Here is a 25,530-nt window from a genome sequence, read left to right as displayed (position 1 = left end):
ATTTGTAAAGGTTCACAATGATTGGTGATTGTAGCAATGTTGAGCATGAAACATACTATTTTATAAAAGACTGTTTATATCGACAATCTAATACCGAATATAACGATGTAAGAGGCTACATTCACCATCATTTTCCGAGTTTTGTTATTGATGATGGCCTAACTAACAATGAAAGTTTAGATCTAGATAAAGAAAGTGATGAAAGAACAAATACAGACGATTATAAAAGTTTTGATGTGAACCCACCAGACTGGTTCAGTGTGGATGAAATTGAATTTGAACCGTATCAAATGTACATAAATGACACGAAATCATCCGTTGTGTATGTAAAAAAAAATAATAATAAAATAATATTTAAAGAAAAACTAAGATCGGAAAAATTAGAACAAATATTCAAAAATAATGAAGTCGAATATAATGATTTTATACTAAAAGCAGCTAGCAGTGGAATTGAGATTGATAAACCAATTAGATATACCAATATATCAATCGCTGTTAGCTATGATGATAAATTTATTTATATACGCTCAAAAAAATACTCAAAGGATGAAGTGTATTCGTATGGAGTAAATACAGGGATATCACATTGGCATTATGCAAAGTTAAATTATCAATCTGGAGGAGAAGAAGATATATCTTTAAGAGGTCAGGATAGTTATAAAACAAAATATGGACTGTTAATAGCTGAGTATGATGTAGACAACAAAAGAAAGAATGACCCTTTTAAATTTGATAACTTCTCATATCTCCTTAAACCTATACTTAATAATAAACTGCAATTAGCCTTTTCATATATTAATGATACTGGGTACAACAATCCGGCCAATGGAATAGGTAGAACCTATTTTATAAAACGTAATACTTTTTTTGGCTTGGAATTATATAACTTTAGCTTATTTGATTATGATTATAATGCAAGAAAGTCCGAAGGTAATTTACTCGTTTACTCTAAGGATTATTCTTTAGCCACCATATCTTCAAATGAAAGAAAGATATTAAGTATACAACTTTCACCAGGATTTAATGAAGTCGATGATAGATTGTTAAGTGCGGGATACAGCAGGTTAGTCATAGAAAAAGAATACTCTAACGGCGAAAAAGAAACTGAGATAAAAGAATATTTTAAAAAAAGCATTAGTAAGAACAAAGTAAATACTTTCTTTGCTAAAGTTATGGTTGGCCGTAATTATTATGGAGATAATTATTATGACTCACTTGGTTTTAACGGCTTATATGTTAGCTCTTTAGGTGATTTTCGTCTTAACTCATTCTATATTCCAAATAAAGGGGCTGCAAGTGAACTTGTTTATTCTATGAATGGAATTGATATTCAATCAGTCATAAGTAGTAAAGGAGATTTCGCTCTTGGATCGCAGTTTAGATTCAAAATTTTGGATGATTTATTTGTATATGCTTCTGCTTATAAAGTTGAATTATATGATTGTAAAAAAGAGTCTATTTTTCTAAATCGTAAGTGTGGAACCAATTTATCAGGAAGTCTTACTTATTCACTTCCTGGAGCGCTTAATGCAACTTATACATATACAGATTACAAGTCTGCAAGCTTAGGGGTCAACTATGATAGCAATCGACTCTCTTTAAGTAAAAGCTTTAATTTTAATCGATTCGTAATTAGCTTTAACGCTAATTACGAATCGAAAAATTATGATTCAATATATAATAGTAAAATGACTAGTTTTAATGCAGGAATAAACTTTAGCTATGGATATAAATCAAATTCCTACTCCTACTCATCTTCGATACATAATAGTAATAAAACTAATAAACAGGGTAGCAGTAACGCCTTATCTTTTGCTAAAAATGATAAGGACTATAACATGAATTTTAGGGTGTCAAAATATAATAAAGGTGAAGTGTCCTCAAGCTTATACGCGGGTTATAACTCACCATACGGTGCATTTAGATTAAATACTAATTATGGGGTTATTAATAATATAGGGGTAAGTCATGAATATGTGGCAGCAATTAATGATAAAAGCTATAGCCTCAAAAGTGTAAACACACTACGTTCTGACGCAGGACTTATATTTGACATGAGAAATATACCAGAAGGAAGTGATTTCCGATTAAATATTAAAGGTTCTGCAAGAAGTAATGTAAAAATAAGCTCATCAGAAACTAGTTTTTATCAAATAAAACCAGGGAACTACAGGATAATGATTGAAGATGATTATCTATCAGATAATGGAATTTTTACTGTTAAGGTTAAAGATGACAGTGTGGATGTTTTTAAGGGTGATATTAAAACAATACAATTTTCATACGAAAAAACTATAGTGATTGGATTTAAAATTAGAGGTTACCAAAAAATAAATATAGAAGGTTGTACGGTATCAAATGTAGGTGATGAAAATTATGAGGCTACTTGTTTGTCAGATGAATTTCTTACCAAAGGATTTATTGATATTAACAATGACGACCTACCGTTACGTTGCACTTTTAATAATTACAATAATTACAACAATATATATTACAGCCTTGGAGAATTGACTTGTGATTAGAACAATATTTGTTTTTACATTTTTCTATTTATTATCCCCTTTAAATAGTTTTGCGATATCCGTATCCCCAATGGAAATATACGGAAATGAAAATGACCTAGTTACTAAAAGTATCAAGGTAACTAATTCCTCAAAATACACTGAATATGTTCGTGCCTTAGTGTATGAAATAGTGAACCCTGGAACCCCAGAACAACGTGAGGTGTCAGTTGATAATAGTGAAATCTTATCATTTAGTATTTTCCCTAGGAAAATAATATTAAGCACAGGTGAAAGTAAAAGTGTAAGGCTACTATATTCTAGAAATGAAAATGTTATAGCTGAAAAACTATACAGGGTTAGATTTATACCTACATCAGAATTTTCCGTAGGCGTTACAGTAAAGTTATCATACGGTGTTTTAGTTAGAGTGCTGCCCCTTGAACTAAATTATAATTACAAAACTTATAGTGATGGGAAAGTAGACTTCATTGAAAACTCAGGGAATGTCAGAGTGCATATTAATAACAAGTGTAAGGCTGACATTGACAATAAAAGTAAGCAAGAATTTAGGCTTTACCCCGGTAGTAAGTTTGCAATAAATAAATTGTGTTCTATTTCAGACTTCGAGATAAAGAACGACGCAGGGAAGATAATTTAATGAAAACAATAGTGTGTTTGTTTTTCATTTATTTTTCTATGATAGGTTATGCAGTTGCCAGCTTTGAAAGAGGAGTGCATTTATCTCATACATTTAATAATGTTCACTTAGATCCTGATTTAGCAGGTCATCAATATATTTCTAGTTGGAGACCAAGTGAATCCATAGTATGTCGGAGCGAGGACAGCATGAGTGATTGCGGTCAAGACTTATTCCGAAACGGCAATGCATTACTTGTTTTTAGTAATTACGACTCTAGAGCGCCTGCTTGGTCTTCAAGTACTAAATCACATGTTATGAATATTCCGATAATTAATCAAGAAACGGGAACTATTTATAATGTTAAATTATTATGTGATATTACTAATGGAGTGAGTAACTATGGGTGCTATGCTGGGGTTTCATCAAGTTCAAATGGTAGAAGAGCCATTTATTTATACTTAGATAGGGCTAGCTTTTCAGATGTTCCTGACGGTATCTACTCATCTTCTAGTATAGGTATAAGCGCTACAGATTGGCACTCTTCTTATCTTATATTTACTGCCTCATTTAATATAAATATCATAGTTAACAGGAGCTCCAGTGAGCAACCTGTAAATGTAACAACGTTGCATCCAATACAGGGAAATACACTGCCGATAATTTTTAATAAAGTAAGTGTAAATGAAGAGTATGGAATAGGAAGTTTAGACTTTTGTCTAGAAACCGATGACTATTCTAGTCTCGATATGTTTATAGTAACAGATGCTCCCTATATTAGCCTCTACGGACGTACAAGGGACCTTGCAAAGTTTCAGTTGACCAATATAGAAGGCTCTACAGAGCAGTCTAAAAGGGTCATAGAATACACCGTAGAATCCCAAACCTTAGGACTTATTGGAGCTGGCAGCTGTTCTTCTAATAATACTCGATTTTGTCAAGCAATTATAAAAAATATAGATTTTGAAGATTTAGCGACTTCTGACTCACCAGGAGGTGGGGTGTGTAAAAGATTTGATTTGAGAATTAAAACAGACGTGTTTAATACCCAAGAAAAACTATCTGGAGAATATACTAGCAGTTTCTATATAAATATAGATAAGGGAACCTAATAGTGTTAAAAGTAATCTGTATTGTGTTCTTTTGAATTTAACTTCATTTGGTCACGAATTTCTCGAAGCGCTCAGAAACAATGAGGTTTGGGACACTATCAAGTCTGAATTTGAATCCATCTACAAACTCATTTTAAGCTAGCAGAGAATAATAATTAACCTCAGATCTGCATAAGAATTAAAGCCGAGTCACTTTTATACTCGGCTTTCTAGTCTGAAAAGTATAGGCAATTAATCCAGCCATTAAATTAACCATAAATGAGATGCAGCTGCGGTGCCTTGTGTGGTCTATTTGAGCCATATTTTTCAGCTGGTCGAAAACTGTTTCAATGATGAAGCGCTTTGATAACATCGCTCTATCCCAAGATGATATTGGCTGACGTTTCATATTACTTCGTTGACCTGTAATAAAATCAATGCCTTGCTCAGCAAGTTCCACTTTTAAGTTTGCAGATACATAACCTTTATCAGCGTATAAACTACCTGTAACATTATCGACCATATCTAATACCGGCTGTCTATCATCAACATTCCCAGCTGTCACTTTTACAGCTAATAAGCCACCTTCATCATTCATGATGAGGTGAAGTTTAAAGCCATAAAACCAGCCCATTGTTCCTTTGCCTCGTTTGGCTTCTCCCGCGAAAACTTGGTGGCGAGGAATACGCATGTTGTGACACACCTTGAGAGAAGTGGAATCGATAAATGCAATGCCTGTTGGTTTATCAAAGCGCTGCTTCAGATAGCTACACAGAGCAGGTAACGTGGCCTGAAGTAACTTCAACATACGTGTATAACTGACTAAATCAGGAAAATAATGTCGCCAATACTGACAAACAAATTTGGTGTAGTAAGTTTTAAAATCGCGATAACCTGATTGATGAAAAGCAATTAATATAGTCATCACTTCGCTAGAGGATAGTCGAGATGGCTTAATGCGTTGCTTTTCACCTGATTCTATTAGGTGTTTAAGCCATTGAGGCTCAAACAATAAACAAAAATCATCGACATCTACGTAAATTGCATCTAAGTTATTCATGCCCTTGCCTCGGTAATCTTATGTTTCTTGGTCGAAAGATCTGATCACCGCAAGGGCATTTAGTTCCATTTCTTATGTGCAGCTCAGGTTAATTAATCAATGCAATGCGCGGCAGATCCAATATGAGACTATAAAGTTGGTATGTATCTGGGGGGATTAATTTAATCAAAATCAAATCTTTCAGTTTTGATTTGATAATACTCGATCGGCAAATTAAATTTGCTTTGCAGTTCTTTCAGATAGGAATGTTCAACACTTGTGCATTTCATAGGACCAGCAACAATTAACTTTTCAACGAAACCTGTTTGATAAAAGTAGGCATACTCTAGAAGTTGCCCAATTGATTGTCGTATACATGATTTAGCACTAAATGCTGTTTTGATTTCGTATAATCTGTACTTATCACCCAATTGAAGAGTCAGGTCAACTCTTCCGCATCCGATTAGGTTTTCAGTGCCTACATTATCTCTGCTATAGGGTATTTGCGTTAACTCATAAAGGGGCAGAAACGATTTACGCTTGAAGGTACGTTTTTGGCACTTTTCTACCTATCAAAAATAGAGCTATTCGTCATTTTCACTGGTTTTTATTCGATGGCTCAGATAACCACCAAACAACACCCTGCTCTTTTCGTTAAAACTTGTTGCTGCTTGTAATTGTTTTCGCATTATCCATCATTAGATCACGCTTTTTGTCCAAGGGTTTACGCTGTCGAAATGGTCTATGTGATACCGTACTGGTTTTGTTCTTTGCCGAGCTCTGCTGCGAAGGTGCATTAAAATAAGCTCAAGCTATCTTAACTTTACACCTTGCCTACTAACAAGCTGAGTATGTGCAGCATTTGGACCAGCAATAATAGCAAGAAATGCAAATTGCCTTATAAAGATTAACTCAGAGCCAATTTATCCAATATGCAAAAGTTACTCTTGATGCTCAAACTGACCGCGATATACTTCAAATACTTTTAAAACCGTATGTTGTGCTTTACTAAGGCCATCAAACCAGGCATCAAAAACATCATCATCGTCTTGATCACTTAATGCCAAATACTGTGCAAGCAATTCAACAATGTCATTATGGGTGCAGCTTAATGGGTCTATTTGTTGTGCTAGGACACTATGATCACGACTACGTAATGTCTCCATGACGCCCTGATCTATTTCCTGACTTTGTTCACTACTATGCTGTTGCTGGGCTGATCCACTCATAATAATCTGACTCCTATTCTTGATTACTTATTATTTATAACAGGCTAATTCCCAATAGCTAGTTTTTTTAAATCAACTGCTGTTTTTTTAACTTGTTTGTGTGAATAAACATCAAATCAGCTACTTTACCAACAACTCAAAAATAGTATTTGCAAAGAATTCTTATTTACTATAAATTATAGTGATAATATCACATAACATTAATTTCCAGTAAAAGGCTATTTATGAAACCTAATATTCACCCTGATTACCAAACGGTTGCTTTTCATGACACGGCCGCCGATAGCTACTTTATTATTGGTTCAACAATTAAAACTGATCGAACCGTTGAGTTAGATGGCAAAACATACCCTTACGTACCTATTGATGTATCAAGTGACTCACATCCATTTTATACCGGTAAGCAAAAATCTGTTGCAACAGATGGTCGAGTTGCAGCGTTTAATCGCCGCTTTAAAAACTTAGGGAGCAAATAATCATGAAAGTCTTGAGTTCATTGAAAAGTGCTAAAAACCGCCCGGGATGTCAAATTGTCAAACGCAAAGGACGCGTTTTTGTGATCTGTAAAGACAATCCACGCTTTAAAGCAGTGCAAGGTATGAAAAAGAAAGGAAGAAAATAAACAACTATCACAGACTGTACACCTTGATATAGGCGTACAGTCTTTAAGGCTAAACTTAAATACAATCTAACACTACTTACCGAACAACAACTCCCAAAACCCTGGTGGCTCATGCAGTTTATGGTATTGCTTACGGAGCCCATCAATGGCTTTTAACGGTCCTTTGGCTGCATCGAGTCCTTGCTCATTCGCTAATTTTTTTGCAAGTTCAGCTTTTGCGATCACTTTATCTAAACCTTGCAGTGACTGCTCAGCCTCTTTGTGAAAAGTGGCTGTTTTACTTCGCTTAACCAATATCATAAATTCATCGATCGCGGTATTAAACTCCTGTAGTTGTGTTGCTTCTACAGTATGCTTGAACGCAAGCCCCATATTCTTCATGTTGGCTTCAAGATCTAAATCGTCGTTAGCAAATAAACTCGGAACAAACAGCAGTGCCACAAGACACAGAAATACTTTCATAATAATCCCAACAGTTACAACTCAAAAAATGAAAAATCATTATACACCTCAGCGGCAATGAATATAACCTTACGCGGTGTAAGGATAACAATGATTTTATGTTATAATCGCTGCTTAACGGCGTGACTCTTTTTAGGTTTAGGTTTAATGCAACTATTAAAAATTTATTGGCTGGTCTTATTATTGTGTTTAATAGTTAGCCCTGGTAGCTTCGCCGCATTGAATATTACATTTATAAATCCTGGTTTTGCCAAGCAGCACGATACTTCAGCGAATAGTACCGGTGAATTTTGGTATAAAGTAGCCAGCTCAATGCAAGCTGCTGCAAATGATTTAGATATTAACCTCACCATACATTTCGCAAGCCGTAATCATATCGAAATGAAAGCCTTGATTGCTCAAGCAATAAAATCAAAACCCGACTATTTAATCCTCGTTGATGAAAAAAAAGTACTCAGCGATTATCTGGTCAGCATTAAGACCAATAATATTCCTATCTATTTTTTATTAAACAGACCCGATGAAGTAAAATTACGCATGTTAAAGCAACATAACATTGATGTTATTGGTAGCGTAGTACCCGGTAATCGTGATGGCGGTTATAAATTAGCACAAGCGCTGTATCAGCAACATCAAAAGCGTCATGTGGGTAAAATGAATATCCTCGCATTATTAGGTGATCACACCACACCCGCAGCAATAAAACGACGCGCAGGATTAGATGACTTTTTAGCTACACATCCTGACGTAACAATTGTTGCCGAAGATGTTGCAAACTGGTCTATGGAGCAAAGCTTTTCAAAAACATTAGCTTTTCTCAATGCAGTTCCTAATGTTAATGCTATTTGGTGTGCAAATGATGCAATCGGCTTTGGCGCAATTAATGCTTTAAACACACAACAACGAAGAGAAAGTGCTGTAGTCGGCGGTTTCAACTGGGATAAAGCACCGTTAACTAATATGAACTTAGACGTCTCTATGGGCGGACATGTATTACTAGGGGCGTATGCCATGATAGCTATTTCTGACGAAATAAAAAAACCGCAGCAGTTTTCATTAAAGCATGAAGACCTGACCTTTTTTACTGAAAAAACCCCAAAAGCCCAACAACTAATTGAACACATTAACCAAGGGAAATTACATAAAATAGATTTTTCAAAGTTTTCTCGCAGCCAAGCACACCCATTGAAATTTACTGTAGATAACCTAGCCAAAGAGATCGAAAACGCACTGTAAAGCCCCTTTACAATGCGCTTACAAGTCAATAATTTACAATACTTGCATCGACTTAGAATCAGTACTTACAAGCTTTCACTATTACAATATACTGCCATGATACAAATTACTCAAAGCAATACAGTAACATTACGACTCAAAGCCGACTATTTTTAGGTGATAAATTTAAGTCTGATTAGATAACCAAAGCGCCTGATAAGGTAGGAGCTCAATGCTTTGTATATCGTCCATTAATTGCACACCCATAATCAATTCATACCAATATTCAGTGTTGATTAAATTTAAATCCGCTAATCGCAAAGTTTGCGGTACATCACTGACGTTATAGACACAAAATATACTTTGGCTTCTATCAATACTTTGCCGCCAAAACCCAAACAGCGCACCACTTAAATGCAAAGTAAACTGGGTTGCATTAGGATGAAAAGCTGGCTGTTTAATGCGTATTGCTAACAGTTTTTGCATGCTATTAAATACCTGCGCATAATGACTGGTTTTGTCAGCTAGTTTATTGAGTAGATCGGCTTCTTGCCAGCGATGACGGTTAATAGAGCGATTATGCTGGGTATTTTCTAAACGAATATAGTCGTTAGTAGTGCCCATTAAACTATGAATATACAGTCCGGGGATCCCTTCAAGGGCCAACATAATTGCATGAGCACACAAAAAGCGTGACACTCCCCATTTATCAAGGCCTTTATGAGTACCCTGCAAGGCATCGAACAACGCTATATTTAATTCATACGGTGAGCTGGTGCCATCTTCAGCGGTGCGCATCGATATTTTTGCCCCAAAATGACTAACCGTACTGACCATCTTAGCCACTTCATTATGATCTAATAATCCCTCAATTGGTCTCAGTCCAATGCCATCATGTGATGCTATAAAATTGAAGTACGCCGTGCCGTTTTGTGCCGGTGGCATGCTCATCATCCAATTCTTTAGTGCTGCACTGTCACCACTGAGCAAGGTATGCAATAACAACGGCGGCAACGAAAAGTTATAAATACAATGGGCTTCATTAGCGTTACCAAAGTAAGATAAGTTTTCCCTGTTAGGTATATTAGTTTCAGTGATTATCACAACACTGGGCTCAACATGCTCAATTAAGGTCCTCAGTAAACGGATCACTTCATGTGTCTGAGGTAAGTTAATGCATGAGGTATTTAGCTGCTTCCATAAAAAAGCCACTGCGTCTAGGCGAAAAATGCGTACTCCGTTATCAAGATAGTGACGGATGATCCCCACAAATTCATTTAACACCAACGGATTTTCAAAGTCTAAATCCACTTGATCATGGCTAAACGTACACCATACATGACGCTCTCCCAAAGCCGTTTGCACTGTATTTAATAGTGGCGAGGTACGAGGCCGAACAACTTGTGATAAATCATCTTCAAGCGCTGCGGTTTTAAAATAACTGGCACCAGGTTCCTTACCCTGTAAAAAGTTTTCAAACCAACGACTACGGCTCGAGCAATGATTAATCACTAAATCAGCCATGAGTTTCACATCTTTAGTTATGGCTTGAATATCTTGCCAACTTCCCAAAGACTCATTCACCTGCACATAATTCATCACCGAAAAACCCTCATCGGAGCTGTAAGGATAAAAAGGAAGAATATGTAAAGCGTTAATATACCCCGCACATTGCGTTTTAATAAATCGATGTAAAGTATGCAGTGGTGGCTCACTCGGGCTTGGTACAGCATCAGTAACATCATTAAACTGCATGATCGAATCGCCATACGCAATTAAAATAATATCCTGCTCATCCCAGCGATTTTTATGCGGCGTAGGATCTCGTACCGCATCCTCTTTTAGCATGGTAGAAATTAGCTCTTTGGCAAGCCGAGTTATATTTACCCCAAGATCCGTTTTTGCGTAAATCGTCTCTAAATGCTGCTCAACACGTTGTTGTAATAACTCTCTAGTCATTTAAGCTCCCCAAGTTCACGACAAAAAGTCTTTATTATCAAGCTCTACTGCTTCCTCTAAACGCGCAAACACATCAGGCATTGCTGAGGCTACACGGTTCCAGCTAGGCACAAATGGCGCTTCCATTGGATACTGTAAAAAATGCTCACCTGCGTTCATAATGTTTTGCGCAAACATTTCGACTGCTTTTTCTTCTTGATGAATATCGAGTTTTAAGCCGTTCATCATGGCATCGTTATGATAAGTTTCAATAAAATCCAGTGCGATACGATAATAAGTTGCTTTAAGTGACCGGATGGTTTCCGTGGTAAATGTCACTCCTTGCGTGGCTAACTTACGAAACAGCGCTTTGGTGATATCTATCGACATTTTTGATAAGCCAGCCGCTTGATTATCCAGTGACAGCGCTTGGTGTTTATGATCATAGTTATCTGCAATATCTACTTGGCACAAGCGATTGTGTGAGTAGTTACGATACATTTCAGACAGTACGCCAATCTCTAAGCCCCAATCGCTAGGAATACGAATATCGTTGAGCACATCACGGCGAAACGAAAATTCCCCCGCCAGCGGATAACGAAATGAATCCATATATTCAAGGTAGTCAGTGCTGCCTAAAATGGTTTTAAATGAACGCAATAAAGGAGTAACGAGTAAACGCGATACACGGCCATTGATCTTGCCATCAGCAGTACGAGGGTAAAAGCCTTTACAAAATTCATAGTTAAACCGCGGGTGAGCAACTGGATAAATTAATCGCGCTAATAAACTACGGTCATAAGTTAAAATATCACAATCATGCAGTGCTATTGTCTCAACTTTTGCCGTTGCCAATTTATAACCCATGCAGTACCACACATTACGGCCTTTGCCGAGTTCACGCGGCGCGACGCCTAACGCTTGCAACTCTTTATCGAGTGCTTGCAAACGTGGCCCTTCGTTCCAAAGCACGCGATGATGTTGGTCAAGCTCTGCAAAAAATTGTAATGCATGACGATACTGACTCTCATCGGCCCTATCTAAGCCAATCGTAATTTGCGACAAATAAGGAACATGTTTTAATTCTTGCACAATATTTTGTAATGCAGGGCCTTCCAGTTCACTGTACAGCGAGGGTAAAATCAAGCCCATTGGCCGTTGTTTTGAAAAGCTAACGAGTTCAGCTTCTAGATCAGCCAGCGGACGGTCGGCAATATTATGTAATGTTGTTATGATGCCATTTTGGTAAAAATCAGCCATGTGATTGCTCCTGTTTAGACGCTAATTGCGCTTTGATAACACTTAGATCTGCTACTTCATCGAGCCAACCTTGTGGGGCTGGGTGTTCACTAACACGCCATGGTTTGTGGGATAGTTTTGCCTTGGCTTTACTGGCAGGATTATTAATTAAAATCGCGATATCTGCGGCATCCAACATCGCCATATCATTTTGGCTATCACCCAGTGCAATAGTAGTGAAAGCATGACGACAATGTTTTTTAAATTGCTCTACTAACCAGTTTTGCGCTTTACCTTTATTGGTGCTGCGATTTAAATGAATAAAACGCCCGCCTATTAACACTTCATAACCAAGCGGTTTTATTGCCTCTAAAAAGTCAAGCAGCTGTTGCTCTGTGCCTTGCCAAAAAAGCGGATCTGAATATTCACGAATACGGGCAAGTTCGCTTTGTGCTAGGCTCAAGTCTGTTATCTGACTGACTTCTTGCGCTGATAATTGACTGAACAAACGGTAATAAGCACTAAACTCGCTACCGTATTCAAGTAATTCACTGTACAACTGTTTATTGGTTGGCGACAGCGCATAACGCCAATATTCATCCAGCTCTTCGCAGCCAATTGGTTTTAATGAAAAATAATTTTTTGGGATATATACAGCCCCGCCATTTTCAATAATAAACGGCTGGTTTAGCCCAAGTGATTTTTGCAGTGCGATTACCTCTGCAAACGTTTTGCTGGTATTAAATACTACAGCGATACCTGCGCGACTCAATTGGCTTAAAAACGGAGCAATCTCAGTACATTGATAATCGTTATGATCAAGTAACGTACCGTCTAAATCAGTGAAAATAAGTGGCATTGCAACATCATCTGCGCGTAGTTTCATAGCACTAATATCACGTACTTTATCTAAGCTCAGTAATGCATCGACCTGCTCTGGTAACTGAGTTAAATTTTCTCGCGTAATACGTTCAAAATGAGAAATAAATCGCACTAATTGTTGCTCATCGAACGTTCCTTGGCCTCGTCCTTTATGCGACAGTAATTTTTGCTCTTGCTCTAATCGCCACCCATATACATCGGCAAATGACGGTGCTTTTAGCATCACGGTATAATCAATCATTGCAAAAATATCTTGGTATTCATTCGCTAGACAACTATTTACACAGCGTCGCCAAATACCTTCAGGATCCTCATATTGTTCTAATTGATTAACTGATTGATGTAATTGATAAGGTTGTTGCGCTATGCTGCCAACACACCAACCTTCAAAAAAAATGATATCAACAGGCTGTTTATTAGTAGGCCATAACGCTTGCGTAACTGGATCATCGGTTTGTTTATCAAACTGTGGCAAAGGCACCCCTACTTTACCTGCAAGTAACGCGGTAAAAGTCTGCTGCATAAGCGCTGTATCATGGGTACCTGGCACACCGCGCGTTGCAAATAACGGATGTACATCTTTACTTAGTTGTTGACGATGCGCTTGGCTGTGATAAAAATCATCAATCGAAATCGCAATACTGTTAAACGCTGTATTACAGTTGATCCAAGTAACTAAAAAATCAGCTAATGTCGTTTTACCGGAGCCTTGGCAACCATTGATTGCCACCAGCATTGGACCATCGGTTGGTTTGCTGTGGAGAATATCTTCAGCGAGTGGGACGAAGTACTGTTCACTCAAATACTGATATTTGAGTGGCAGCTGATGTTTTGCTAAAAATGGGGTGATATCCACAATATTTGTCTCTTGCATTAAACGCTCCTGATCAGTATGACACTGTTAATGAGGTAAATGCAGTTACTAGACCAGTTTTATAACTTTATATTTTTTAGTTAGTTAAAAAAATAGCGCATATTAAATGCGCTATTTTGGTGCAAATTATTAGCTGAATGTGCAAAATATTACGTTGGCTTATCAGCCTTTGGTAACACTAAATTAAGCACTATGCCTAAAATAGCGCATAGGCTCACGCCTTGTAAGCTAAATTCGTTGCCACCGATATGCATACCACCAATGCCACACACTAAAATCAGTGCCACAATACTGAGGTTACGTGGAGCCGTTAAGTCTTCTCCACTTTTCACTAACGAATTTAAACCCACCACAGCAATTGAGCCAAACAGCAAAATCATGATCCCCCCCATCACAGGTACTGGTATGGTTTGCAAACCAGCGCCCATTTTAGCCACAAACGCTAAAATAATGGCGATAATGGCAGTCCACATCATCACTTTAGGATTAAAGTTACGCGTAAGCATCACTGCGCCGGTGACCTCTGAATAGGTGGTATTAGGTGGCCCGCCGAATATAGACGCTGCAGTAGTAGCTAATCCATCACCAAACAAGGTGCGATGTAAGCCCGGTTTTTTCAAATAGTCTTTATTGGTTACTTGGCTAATCGCCATCATATCGCCAATATGTTCAATAGCGGGGGCTATTGCCACCGGCACCATAAATAACACCGCTTGCCATTTAAACTCAGGCCAAGTAAAAGCTGGCATTGCAAACCACGGTGCATTAGTAACAGCATCAAATTGCACGATCCCTAAATATAGCGATAAACTGTAACCTGCGATGACTCCAGCTAAGATAGGGATCAGCTTAAATACACCTTTGCCCCATACCGCGAAAATTAGCGTCACTAACAACGAAAATGCCGCCACCCAAATGGCTTGTTGATACGCAATCAACTGAATTGAACCATCGCCGCTTTTACCCATTGCCATATTAACTGCAACAGGTGCCAGTGCTAAACCAATTACCATGATCACCGGACCGACCACAACTGGTGGTAATATTTTATGCAGGGTAGCTACACCTTTTAATTTCACTAATAGACTTAACAACATATAAGCCCCGCCGGCAGCCATTAAGCCCCCCATTGTGGCAGGCACACCCCATAGCTGCACGCAGGCAATAATAGGGGCAATAAACGCAAATGATGAAGCTAAAAATATCGGCACCTGACCTTTAGTTACCAAATGGAACAGCAAGGTACCAATACCAGCCGTAAAAAGTGCCACATTTGGATCAAGCCCCGTTAATAAAGGAACTAACACCAAGGCACCAAAGGCGACAAATAACATTTGCGCCCCAGTTAAAATTGTTTTGATTGAAAAGGTAGAGTTATCCACTGTTAGACAGTACCAAAAATTTTATCGCCAGCATCACCAAGACCAGGAATTATATAGCCTTTTTCATTTAAGTGGCTGTCTAATGATGCGGTAAAAATCTCTACATCAGGATGAGCTGCAAGGGTTTTTTCAACCCCTTCAGGTGCGGCAACCAATACAATTACTTTAATTTCTTTACAACCCGCTTTTTTCAGCATATCGATAGTCGCGATCATCGAGCCCCCAGTTGCGAGCATTGGATCAATAACGAGGCTCAAGCGCTCATCAATTTTGCCTACTAACTTTTCAAAGTAAGGAATTGGTTCTAACGTTTCTTCATTACGTTGCAGGCCCACAACACTGACTTTTGCAGCAGGCAGTAACTGCATAACACCATCCATCATGCCAAGGCCAGCACGTAAAATTGGCACAACAGTAATTTTTTTACCTTTGATGTGCTCAACATCTAATTGATTACCATCCCAACTAGTGATTGTTACTTTTTCAAGAGGCAAATTTTTAGTCGCTTCGTAGGTTAATAATGTACCGACTTCAGACGAAAGCTCACGGAAACTCTTAGTACTTATGCCGTACTCTCGCATAAGACCAAGTTTATGTTGAACAAGTGGGTGATTAATTACATGAATAGTCATAAAAACGCCTAAAAGAAAAATAAATTGCGCTTATTTTAGCTTAAAAAAAACCATCAGACTTTAAAAAAGCATGATCTGTGCAATAAAAGTATTATTTTATCACTCTGATACAGTGCTTTTATTTCATTTAACGCAATTATTATTATTTTTTAAAGTAACTAAACTATAATAATGGCTATAGAAGATTTGCTCACAAAGGTTTTATGTCAAAGTTTGCTGTTGGGATCCTGATAGGTATTTTATTTGCAATAATGCCTTCATTTGCGATGGCTAAAAAACCATTAAAGGTGCAAATAATGACCGACTTTGCACCACAGATTAATGACGATTCACAAAACATAGCCACTAGATTTATGCTTGATATTGAAAAACAGCTCAATGGTGCCATCGCGTTAAACTTTATCCCAGCGAGTAGATTAAGAGAATGGCAACAATTGCACGCAATGAAAGATGTGTGCTTATACAATAAAACCAAAACACCTGAGCGTATTGAAAATGCATTATTTAATACCTACCCAATTATGGCTTTTCCGGCCAACCGCTTAGTGGTGTATAATCATCCAGAACTACCTGAAAATATTAGTTTAAATGATGCCGTAAATAAATATGATCTCACCATCGGCATTGCTTCAGGACGTTCATATGGTCACGAAATAGATGACTATATTGCCAAGCATAACGAATCATTTATGGTTTTAGGCGGCACAACGAGCGCTTATCGCCTTAGCCAAATGTTATTTCAAAATAAGTTCGATGCCATTATTGAATACAGTGCGGTGTTTATTTCGCGTCACTCAGAAGATACCAGAATCGCCAATATACGTTATCTTAGTGTTGATAAAACCCAACAAGCTGTGTTTGGTTATATTGCATGCTCGAAATCGGAGCTAGGCAAACAAGCAATTACGCTATTTGACCAAGCATTGCAAACACAGGCAGTCCAGCAAATTATTCTTCAGAGCCACGCACAAATATTTGCACCGCCAGAGCAGGCGCTAATGCTAAGCGCATTGCAAGATGCTTTTAACGTAGCAATACCCGCACGCTGATTTAGTTGTTTAAAATTTGCTCCATCACCCAACTAGTATGTGCGGCCGAATGACCTGTTGACGGATGTGTCATATTTTCAAGTAATGACGAGGCCATATTTTGCACATGATATTGTTGAACATGAGGCGGATTTTCGATACTTAGTTGTTGCTGACCACTTTCGTTAATAACCGTAATTGCTTGTTCATCAAACACACTAAAGCTGATCTCGCCCTTTTCACCGTACACAGTAACAACATCAAAACGAGAAAAACCACCAAAGTTCCAACTTCCTGAGCCGGTAATACCGTTTTTATGCTGCCAACACGCAGTGATTGCATCAAAAGCGCCATATAAGTTTTGCTGGTTTGTCGCCAGTCCTTTCACTTGTTCATAATCACCAAATAAGTAACCAAATAAATCGAGACCATGGCTGGCTAAATCATCAAAATAACCTCCTGGTGCGATAGTTTTATCGGTACGCCAATTGTAAACACCTGATCTATCTTGCTCGCTGGAGGCTTTACTTAAGTGCCAATTAATATGTCGCACCTGGCCGATTTCTCCCGTGTCAATCAGACTTTTTACTTTATTAAAGCGCGGTAAAGAACGTCGATAATACGCGACGAACAAGGGAATATTTTTACTGCTGAAAGCTTCAAGAATAACTTCACTGTGAGCCAATGTAGGCGCCAGTGGTTTTTCAATACAACATGGTTTGCCCGCAGCAGCAACTTTTAGCGCCAGCTCCATATGGCTATCTGGAGGCGTTGCGATATACACGGCATCAATATCAGAACTTACGATCAATTCATCGGCCGTTTTAAATACCATAGGCACGTTATGGCGTTTTGCGTAATCTTCAGCGAGTGCGGTATCTCGTCGAGTAACGCCTTGCAACACAAAACCTTTCGTATTTTTATACGCAGGGCCACTTTTCACCTCGGTTACAGCGCCACAGCCAATCATTCCCCAACGGATCTGTTTCGTCATTCTACGTTACCCCAAAATTTGTTTTTGTAATTTGATATTGCATATAAGCATTAATTTTTACGTGTTCTGGACTCCAGCCCATTAAAAATCGGTAAAAGTCAGCCCATACAACTGGCCATAAGGTTTTCCATTCGTTAATAGCAGCATGGCTATATGCGCTTTTATCAAATATGTGCATGGCGTTGGCAAAATATTTAAAGTAGTCGGCTAAGTAATCATCAGCTCTTTGTTGTAATTGCTGTTCATTTAAACAACTACCCAAAAAGTACATAACGTCAATAACACCTACTCCAGCGCCAACATATTGAAAGTCATATCCGACAACATTTAGTGTCGCGTTATTAATAGCAAAATTCGCTATTTTTGCATCACCATGAATAAGCGTTTGATACGGACATGCCCTAATAGTTTGATCGATGCTGTGTGCTTGTTGCTTGATAGCACAATCTGCCATTTTTTCATACTCGTCTGGTCGAGTGGCTAAATGCCAATAACCCCCCTGCGACCATAAGCCATCAGCTTTGACTTGAAAATGAAAAGCATGAAAATTCGCCAACCACTTAATAATGGCTGTAACATGTGTATGGATTGGTTTTGCGTTTACAAAGCCACACTCTGTAAAATCAGCAAACACTAAGACTTTGTGCTGCTCATGTTCTATGGCATTAAAACACCTTAAAGCACCTGCTCTAGATGGTAATCGCGACGCATAATACTGATACCAATAAAATTCGACTTCATAAGAGTGACGCTTTCGGTTAATTGCAAACTCAGTTTGCGAAATTCGCGGATGATTTATGTGATCGGGCACACTAATCGCTTTAATGACGCAGACTTTACCGTCTAAACGACAACGCACTATTTCACCACAGCCACTCCATAAAGCAGTGATTGTTTCAGTGATTTTAATATTTTTATAATGAAGACCAATTAATGGCAGATAAAAAGACATACGCACCAATATCCATAAAGCCAGCGCCTAGGGTCTGTTGACCTTTGCGGATTAATATTTGTTCAAACTAGGGGCAATTTAATCGCGGCGCGAGGTTTGTAACCTAGTGGGCTAAGTAAAAACCGAGCAACAAAGAGTTAATTACCCCTAGGAAGAACCCTTCGGGCAGCTCCTGTTTGGCATTGATGCTGCGTTATCGCCTATTTATGGGGAATGACCACACCACATAGGCTCTGCCTTGCCTAAATACCAAACAGACTGCTGCAAATTTAACCTTTAAAGGTCAACAGACCCTAGTATGACATAAACATTTTAAGATTAAAGCGCTTATAGACAACACAGCTCACTACTTAACTACATGTTAGCAATCATTATCTTTTGCCTGCTTACTATTTCAACATAATGTAAACCAATACATTAATTGAAACGTATCTATCTGCACCAGTTACTGTACGAGTAATATATGTTTTCATTCTTTAAGAAAGACCCAACTAAAAAGTTACATAAGCAGCTTTCTATAAAACTAGAACAAGCAATGCATGCCCAACGTAACGGCGATATACGCAAATACTCAGAACTCTCCTTTGAAGCCGATCAAATAGACAAACAAATAATAGAGATAGAAAAACAAGCGAAACAAGATGGTTAATTTAAATTCTTAGGCATTAAATTAAGAACAAGTAGCGAATTACGTAAAAAGCCCATACAAAACTGTATGGGCTTTAAATATAAAAGCGCCCGAACTTCTGGGCGCTTACATTGTTGAATTAAAAAATATTACTGATTAACAACACTTTTCAGTGGGTTTATCGGTTTTGCATTTTCGTCTAATAAGTTCATATCAAAATCAAACTCATCAACACGAATTGCGCGTTCACGTTTTTTGTTGTAATCAATCAGTTTAGCGTATTCTTCTTCAGTGATTACATTTGCTACAAGTGCATTATCAAGAGTAAGTGCAAAACGAATACCTGGTTTGATTGTTTTAGCACGCAAGGCTTTTTTCACTTTTGCGAGTAAATCTAAACAGCCCATTTTCGCTTTATACGCTTGCTCGTTAATGTAATGTCCATCACCTTCAATAGGTTTAACTAAGTGCGTGATTTGCTTTTTAAATGCCGTGTCAAGTTGCGCCTGTGTAGCTAATTCGCGAATTAAGTCATCGCTAATTTTTGGCATTTTAGTCGAATAGTTCATGGTAATAAAACGCATAAACTTACGTGTGCCACTTGCAGGGAAGTTGTCTAAAAACTTATGCAATGCTTGTTCGGCGCTTTGTAATGCAAAACGTGTTGCGTAGTGGAAATATGGCGCTGCTTGCTCGCGTTCACTGCTTGCCACTTTTTGCTCATAATATTTAATTGATGCCATTGCCGCATATAAGAAGCTCATTACATCGCCTAAACGGGCTGATAGCATTTCCGCTTGTTTAAGTTTTCCGCCGAGTACCAGTAACGAAAAATCTGCATATACTGCTAATTTAGCTGATAATTTATGAGCTGCTTTTTCATATTCACGTACTTCTGGAAGTGGTGAATTAGCACCTGCTGTAAATGGTAATACGCCTAAACGAAATGCACGTAAACTGTTTGCTACGCTATAACCCACTGTTTTACGCAGAATGCGGTTAAATTCTTTATCTGCATTTTTATCTTCGCTGTGGATTGATTCAACCATCGATTGTAAATATGGGTGACAACGCATTACACCTTGACCAAAGATCATCAAGTTACGTGTAAGAATGTTGGCGCCTTCAACCGTGATGGCAATTGGCTGTGCAACATAGCCGCTTGCTAACGTATTTTGCGGGCCGTTCTGAATTGCTTTACCAGCTTGAATATCCATTGCTGAGTCAAGCACGTCGCGACCAATTTCAGTCATGTGATATTTTGCAATTGCAGTCACAACCGATGGCTTTAAGCCCATGCCTAAACCTTCGGTTGTAAGTACACGCATTGCTTCTTGTAGGTATGTTTTACCAGCAATATCAGCGAGTTTTTCTTGAATACCTTCAAATTGACCGATTGCTAAGCCAAATTGCTCACGTACCGCAGCATATTCAGACGCACCTTTAAATGCTACCTGAGATGAACTAACACCTAATGCAGGTAATGAAATACCACGGCCAGCGCCTAAACAGCTAACCAACATTTGCCAGCCACGGCCGATGTTCTTTTGCCCACCAATAATGAAGTCCATTGGTACAAATACTTTGTTGCCACGCGTAGTACCGTTGTAAAAACGAATCCCCATTGGATCATGGCGATTACCAAGTTCAACACCTGGGTGCTCTTTTGGAATAAGTGCACACGTAATACCGAGGTTTTCCTTACCACCTAGCAAGCCATTTGGATCAACCACTTTAAATGCTAAACCAAGTACGGTGGCAATTGGCGCAAGGGTGATATAACGCTTGTCCCAAGTGATCTCAAGACCAAGTACTTCTTCGCCGTTGTACATGCCTTTAGTCACAGTACCTAAATCTGGAATGCCACCGGCATCAGAACCAGCCTCTGGGCTTGTGAGTGCAAAACATGGAATGTCACGGCCATTGGCTAGGCGTGGTAAATAATGTGCTTGCTGCTCTTTAGTACCAAAGTGCAGTAGTAACTCACCAGGGCCTAACGAGTTAGGAACCATAACGGTTACTGCAACAGCAGAACTTTTAGTGGCGATTGTGCCAACGATAGTTGAGTTTGCGTAAGGGCTAAACTCTAAACCACCAAATGATTTAGGAATTATCAGTGAAAAGAAACGTTCCTTTTTCAGAAAATCTAAAATGTATTCAGGTAAATGAATGCCATTTTGAATTTCTGTATCGTCGATCATACCCAATAGCTCTTGTAATGGGCCGTCGATAAATGCTTGTTCATCTGCGCTCAATACAGCAGCAGGGACTGCGCGAAGTGCGTTGAAGTCAGGCTTACCTTGGTAAATAGAGCCTTCTAACCACACATCACCCGCATCAAGGGCTTCTTGTTCAGTGATAGAAATACTTGGTAATACTTTTTTTAATTTTGTACGTAAACTCATAATCAACTCATCCGACCAGACAATAATACCTACATTACGTCATAAAAAATGGTTTAGATCAATTACTCTAAGCAATTTTTTAACAGTTTTTTCAATTTATTTATTTTTAGGCTATCTAAGCCATTGAATAAAAAGAGCTAACACTTGTACGCTGAAAAGTATTTAGTTGATTTTTTTTTACTAAAAAACGCTAAAATAATTAAACCTCAGCAACAATAGAAACAAAATGAGGGAAAATAAAGATATGTTAAAGTTTGTGCAAGGTAAGTAGTGTAAGCTTATCGACTGTTAACTAACACTGTTAATCACCACTAAAAGTCGGCTAATTTGCCATTACATAGTTTTATTAATGTATTGGGATCAAGTGCAATTTCAAGGCCGCGTTTACCAGCGCTTACATAAATAATATCAAACTGCTTTGCGCTACTATGGAGGTAAGTTGCTAAGCGTTTTTTTTGCCCTAATGGACTTACGCCACCAAGAATATATCCGGTGCTATTTTCTACCTTTTGTGCAGCGGCCATATGTACTTTTTTAACACCACATGCTTTTGCTAAGAGCTTTAAGTTAACTTGTTGACTCACAGGCGTAATTGCCACTACTAACTGCAATTCATTGGTTTCAAATACCAAGGTTTTGAAAACCTGCTCAGCGGCTAGATTTAACTTTTCAACAGCTTCTAAACCAAAGCTATGTGTACTTGAGTTATGCTCATAACTGAGCAGCTCAAAAGTGGCCTTGTGTTTTTTTAATAATTGTGTGGCTGGCGTCATGACTAACTCCATTGAATTGTTAACTGCTTTAAAATTAACAAAAAAAAGAGTACCAAGGTACTCTTTTTTAAACTATATTCACTCGCTAAATTATATTAACAACAGGGATTAAACGACTCTTTGCAGCCATTTTATTACCATAAATCCGCATAGAGCTTATTGCCAATGCAATAACGACAGCGCACCCGAGTAACCAAAATGCCGAAAACATCGGAGATTGCTTAAAGTTACCCACTTGATACACCACAGAGGCTGTGATGTAAGCAAGCCCTGTTGACCAAGTTGCAACAAATAGCATCCATTTCATTCCAGCTTCTCGGTACATAGCGCCCATCACCGCCACACAAGGTGTATAAAGCAATACAAAAACTAAATAACTGAATGCAGCAAGTTGACTGCTAAATAGGTTTTCCATGGTTGCGAAGGTCGATACATTCACTTCTTGATCAATGGCCGCACTACTTTGATCGCTCACATTAGTGACATTTAAACCCAGTGGATCGAGTAAATTACCGAATACGTCTATTAGGTTTGCAGGAATACTCGCGAACGCCTCAGCCAATTTATCGATGACATTAACTGGCTCTTCATTCACAGCCGCTGCGCCATCTAAATTTGAATATAAACTATCTAAAGTACCAACTACTGCCTCTTTAGCAAATACGCCAGTAAAAATACCGACCGTGGCAGGCCAGTTATCTTGCTCTACCCCGATAGGAGCAAACACCGGTGTTGCAATTTTTGAAATTTCACTGAGCATCGATTTATCTGTGTTGTCATTGCCAAAGGTAAAATCAGTACCTATGGAGCTTAATATTTTTAAAATAACAAACACCACAATTATAGTTTTACCGGCGCGCATACAAAAGCTTTTTAAGCGCTCCCATGCTTTGTAAAGTACGCCTTTTGCCGTTGGCATATGATACGCAGGTAATTCGAGAATAAACGGGGTAAGCGTTGGACTAAACAAGGTATTTTTAAGTACCAAACCGGTTAATACCGCCATAACAATACCTAAAATATACAGTGCAAATACTAAGTTTTGGCCATTAGTGGTAAAAAAGGCAGCGACAAACAAGGCATACACACTTAAGCGCGCGCCACATGACATAAATGGTGACATGGCAATAGTCAGTAAGCGATCTTTATGGGTTTCTAAAGTACGAGTTGCCATTACTGATGGCACGTTACAGCCAAAGCCAACAATTAAAGGCACAAACGCTTTACCCGGTAAACCAATGGCGCGCATTAATCTATCCATGATAAAAGCAGCACGCGCCATATAACCTGAATCTTCAATAAAGGCTAAACAAAAGTATAAAAAGCCAATCACCGGGATAAAGGTGGCAACAAGCTGAATACCACCACCTATACCGTCCGCAAGCAATGCGCGTAGCCAATCAGGTGCGCCTAATGAAGTTAATATTTCACCAAAGCCATCGACTAAAATCGCGCCTACAGCAATATCGAAAAAGTCTATAAATGCGCCGCCAACATTTACCGCAACAGTAAACATTAAATACATGATCCCTAAAAATATTGGGATCCCTAAAAAACGATTGATCACTACCGCATCTATTTTATCGCTAATGGTTTCAGAGGCGATGCCTTTAGTATTTTGAGCAAGTTCAGCCAGTTGATGGGCAAACTCATAACGACCATTGGCAAAAAGCACATCAAGTTCATGGTGATCGGCAAACTGTTCAAATTCAGCTTTTGCCACTGCCAGTGTTTGTTTATCAGCATAGCCAAAACAGCTTTCATCTTGCTCTAATAACCGCAATGACAACCAATCAGTGTCGATGTTTTCTATCGGTTTATTATTGGCAGTAAAACTGGCTGCAATGTTGTTGGCCGCTTGCGTTATTTTTTGCTCATAACTAGGGGTATGCATTGATACTTTTTTAAGTTTAAGCCCTTGTGCAATAAACTCTTTTAAACCTGTAATGTCTGTTTTATTATTTGCACTTAAGGCAATCACAGGGCATCCAAGTTGCTTTTCTAGCGCCTTTGGATCCGTTACTAAACCATTTCGTTTTGCCACATCGACCATATTTAGCACGACAAGTAAAGGTACTTTCATCTCAAGCAGCTGAGCGGTGAGGTATAAATTGCGTTCAAGATTTGATGCATCAAGAATATTGATGATCAGTTGTGATTCACCACTGAGTGCATAGTCACGCGCAATTTTTTCATCTAAAGGGGTTTGTGCATTTACATCTAAAGAATAAGTGCCAGGCAAATCAACTAATTCGACAGTCTGATCAGCCACTTTAAATTGACCAATTTTCTTATCGATGGTCACCCCTGACCAGTTACCTACTTTCTGTTTGCTACCGGTTAACGCGTTGAATAGTGTAGTTTTACCACAGTTTGGGTTACCTATTACGGCAATGTTTGGATTCATACTGCGAGTTCCAAATTAATTGATTGTGCCTCGGATTTACGAAGACTAAGCACGGTACCGCGAACTTTAACAATCATCGGATCGCCAAATGGAGAAAAGCGCAATACGTGGACAGGAGCGCCTGGCGTTAAACCCATTGCAAGTAATTTCTGGCGCAACAAACTCGCATTAGGATCGATGCTTACAACAGAGCCATGTTGGCCAATTACTAATTTGTCTAACGTTAACATGCCATCTCATTTCATTTAATACATCAATGGCGCTGATTTTACGCCGATTATTCAATCATGCAAGTGAGACTAATTATCATATCGATAAGTAATGCAAAATAAAGCAGCAATGGCAGAATTATACCTATATTGGATCCTAAATCTCATTTGATAAGATAAAAATAGCCGTTTAGTGACAAGTGCTTAAGAAGCCTAATCGCTCTGTAAAGGTAGCATTATGAATATGTATTATACCAATCGTGTTAAGTTACTGACCATTTATAGCGACAGATAAATACAGTGATAACAAGGCGTAAATTTTGACATGTAGTTGTTCTACTTGAAAAAATTATAACGCAGTTAGCGCTTTATTTAGCTCGCTAGAATG

Annotated in this window: 23 protein-coding genes; 9 read left to right on the top strand and 14 right to left on the bottom strand. The window is 38.4% G+C overall.

The genetic code is table 11. The features are described from left to right. Positions 1–17 precede the first annotated feature (17 nt). From PVK79_RS09410 to PVK79_RS23545, 4 genes are read left to right on the top strand one after another with little or no spacing between them, the layout of a single operon-like run. Positions 18–2,522, top strand: a complete 2,505-nt coding sequence (locus PVK79_RS09410) for a hypothetical protein (RefSeq protein ID WP_257326519.1) — start codon at positions 18–20, stop codon at positions 2,520–2,522. Then, complete coding sequence (locus PVK79_RS09405; protein ID WP_182758611.1) at positions 2,515–3,162, top strand: hypothetical protein; 648 nt, start codon at positions 2,515–2,517, stop codon at positions 3,160–3,162. The genes PVK79_RS09410 and PVK79_RS09405 overlap by 8 nt, the downstream gene beginning before the upstream one ends. Continuing rightward, the gene (locus tag PVK79_RS09400; RefSeq protein ID WP_257326518.1) at positions 3,162–4,253 is read left to right on the top strand and encodes a hypothetical protein; all 1,092 of its coding nucleotides are present in this window, start codon (positions 3,162–3,164) and stop codon (positions 4,251–4,253) included. The genes PVK79_RS09405 and PVK79_RS09400 overlap by 1 nt, the downstream gene beginning before the upstream one ends. A gap of 31 nt (positions 4,254–4,284) precedes the next feature. Further along, positions 4,285–4,395, top strand: coding sequence for a hypothetical protein (locus PVK79_RS23545; RefSeq protein WP_425607884.1), 111 nt, complete (start codon positions 4,285–4,287; stop codon positions 4,393–4,395). 36 nt (positions 4,396–4,431) lie between these two features. Here the strand turns inward: PVK79_RS23545 and PVK79_RS09395 are convergent, their stop codons facing one another. Together PVK79_RS09395 and PVK79_RS09390 are read right to left on the bottom strand one after the other, a co-directional pair. Beyond that, positions 4,432–5,292, bottom strand: coding sequence for an IS982 family transposase (locus tag PVK79_RS09395; RefSeq protein ID WP_257326517.1), 861 nt, complete (start codon positions 5,290–5,292; stop codon positions 4,432–4,434). A gap of 920 nt (positions 5,293–6,212) precedes the next feature. Beyond that, on the bottom strand, positions 6,213–6,500 hold the full coding sequence (locus tag PVK79_RS09390) for a hypothetical protein (protein ID WP_257326516.1): 288 nt from the start codon (positions 6,498–6,500) through the stop codon (positions 6,213–6,215). Positions 6,501–6,724: 224 nt separating this feature from the next. Between PVK79_RS09390 and PVK79_RS09385 the strand changes: the two genes are divergently transcribed. Both PVK79_RS09385 and ykgO read left to right on the top strand, forming a co-directional pair. Further along, the gene (locus PVK79_RS09385) at positions 6,725–6,976 is read left to right on the top strand and encodes a type B 50S ribosomal protein L31 (protein ID WP_145236032.1); all 252 of its coding nucleotides are present in this window, start codon (positions 6,725–6,727) and stop codon (positions 6,974–6,976) included. A gap of 2 nt (positions 6,977–6,978) precedes the next feature. Further along, complete coding sequence (gene ykgO, locus PVK79_RS09380) at positions 6,979–7,122, top strand: type B 50S ribosomal protein L36 (RefSeq protein WP_149980141.1); 144 nt, start codon at positions 6,979–6,981, stop codon at positions 7,120–7,122. A 72-nt stretch (positions 7,123–7,194) separates the two neighbouring features. Here the strand turns inward: ykgO and PVK79_RS09375 are convergent, their stop codons facing one another. After that, positions 7,195–7,584 (bottom strand): cytochrome b562, encoded by a 390-nt coding sequence (locus tag PVK79_RS09375; protein ID WP_145236040.1) that lies wholly within the window; start codon positions 7,582–7,584, stop codon positions 7,195–7,197. Between the two features lie 147 nt (positions 7,585–7,731). Here PVK79_RS09375 and PVK79_RS09370 point away from each other — a divergent pair, with 147 nt between their 5' ends. After that, positions 7,732–8,820, top strand: coding sequence for an ABC transporter substrate-binding protein (locus PVK79_RS09370; protein WP_257326514.1), 1,089 nt, complete (start codon positions 7,732–7,734; stop codon positions 8,818–8,820). A 165-nt stretch (positions 8,821–8,985) separates the two neighbouring features. Here the strand turns inward: PVK79_RS09370 and PVK79_RS09365 are convergent, their stop codons facing one another. The 5 genes from PVK79_RS09365 to upp form a co-directional block, all read right to left on the bottom strand. Then, entirely contained in the window at positions 8,986–10,758 is a 1,773-nt protein-coding gene (locus PVK79_RS09365; RefSeq protein WP_182760072.1) for a sugar phosphorylase, read from the bottom strand. A 15-nt stretch (positions 10,759–10,773) separates the two neighbouring features. Continuing rightward, positions 10,774–11,997: a glycosyltransferase family protein gene (locus tag PVK79_RS09360; RefSeq protein ID WP_257326513.1), complete on the bottom strand. Its 1,224-nt coding sequence runs from the start codon at positions 11,995–11,997 to the stop codon at positions 10,774–10,776. Beyond that, positions 11,990–13,732, bottom strand: coding sequence for an HAD-IIB family hydrolase (locus tag PVK79_RS09355; protein ID WP_182778449.1), 1,743 nt, complete (start codon positions 13,730–13,732; stop codon positions 11,990–11,992). The genes PVK79_RS09360 and PVK79_RS09355 overlap by 8 nt, the downstream gene beginning before the upstream one ends. Positions 13,733–13,881: 149 nt before the next feature. Further along, positions 13,882–15,066, bottom strand: a complete 1,185-nt coding sequence (locus PVK79_RS09350; protein ID WP_220493590.1) for a uracil-xanthine permease family protein — start codon at positions 15,064–15,066, stop codon at positions 13,882–13,884. A 50-nt stretch (positions 15,067–15,116) separates the two neighbouring features. Further along, positions 15,117–15,746 carry a uracil phosphoribosyltransferase gene (gene upp, locus PVK79_RS09345; protein ID WP_145236059.1) on the bottom strand — a complete coding sequence of 210 codons (630 nt, stop codon included), beginning with the start codon at positions 15,744–15,746 and terminating at the stop codon, positions 15,117–15,119. Positions 15,747–15,949: 203 nt separating this feature from the next. On the opposite strand from upp, the gene PVK79_RS09340 reads away from it, so the two are divergent. Beyond that, positions 15,950–16,795, top strand: coding sequence for an ABC transporter substrate-binding protein (locus PVK79_RS09340; protein WP_257326512.1), 846 nt, complete (start codon positions 15,950–15,952; stop codon positions 16,793–16,795). 1 nt (position 16,796) lies between these two features. On the opposite strand, the gene PVK79_RS09335 is transcribed toward PVK79_RS09340, so the two are convergent. Together PVK79_RS09335 and PVK79_RS09330 are read right to left on the bottom strand one after the other, a co-directional pair. Beyond that, positions 16,797–17,768: a Gfo/Idh/MocA family protein gene (locus PVK79_RS09335; protein WP_257326511.1), complete on the bottom strand. Its 972-nt coding sequence runs from the start codon at positions 17,766–17,768 to the stop codon at positions 16,797–16,799. A 1-nt stretch (position 17,769) separates the two neighbouring features. Further along, positions 17,770–18,720, bottom strand: coding sequence for an oxidoreductase family protein (locus PVK79_RS09330; protein ID WP_145236070.1), 951 nt, complete (start codon positions 18,718–18,720; stop codon positions 17,770–17,772). Positions 18,721–19,183: 463 nt separating this feature from the next. Between PVK79_RS09330 and PVK79_RS09325 the strand changes: the two genes are divergently transcribed. Continuing rightward, on the top strand, positions 19,184–19,369 hold the full coding sequence (locus PVK79_RS09325) for a DUF6435 family protein (RefSeq protein ID WP_145236073.1): 186 nt from the start codon (positions 19,184–19,186) through the stop codon (positions 19,367–19,369). A gap of 128 nt (positions 19,370–19,497) precedes the next feature. Here PVK79_RS09325 and PVK79_RS09320 read toward each other — a convergent pair whose 3' ends face one another. From PVK79_RS09320 to PVK79_RS09305, 4 genes are all read right to left on the bottom strand, one after another. Next, on the bottom strand, positions 19,498–21,753 hold the full coding sequence (locus PVK79_RS09320; protein ID WP_145236077.1) for an acyl-CoA dehydrogenase: 2,256 nt from the start codon (positions 21,751–21,753) through the stop codon (positions 19,498–19,500). Between the two features lie 311 nt (positions 21,754–22,064). Beyond that, positions 22,065–22,526 carry a Cys-tRNA(Pro) deacylase gene (gene ybaK, locus PVK79_RS09315; protein WP_145236081.1) on the bottom strand — a complete coding sequence of 154 codons (462 nt, stop codon included), beginning with the start codon at positions 22,524–22,526 and terminating at the stop codon, positions 22,065–22,067. Between the two features lie 85 nt (positions 22,527–22,611). Further along, positions 22,612–24,933 (bottom strand): Fe(2+) transporter permease subunit FeoB, encoded by a 2,322-nt coding sequence (gene feoB / locus PVK79_RS09310; RefSeq protein ID WP_145236084.1) that lies wholly within the window; start codon positions 24,931–24,933, stop codon positions 22,612–22,614. Continuing rightward, on the bottom strand, positions 24,930–25,163 hold the full coding sequence (locus PVK79_RS09305; RefSeq protein ID WP_145236087.1) for a FeoA family protein: 234 nt from the start codon (positions 25,161–25,163) through the stop codon (positions 24,930–24,932). The genes feoB and PVK79_RS09305 overlap by 4 nt, the downstream gene beginning before the upstream one ends. Positions 25,164–25,530: the final 367 nt, after the last annotated feature.

The sequence above is a fragment of the Pseudoalteromonas rhizosphaerae genome (genome assembly GCF_028885455.1).
In the GTDB taxonomy this organism is placed as follows: domain Bacteria; phylum Pseudomonadota; class Gammaproteobacteria; order Enterobacterales; family Alteromonadaceae; genus Pseudoalteromonas; species Pseudoalteromonas rhizosphaerae.
Note: the sequence above shows the minus strand (reverse complement) of the source record. Positions and strands in the feature narration are given on the sequence as shown.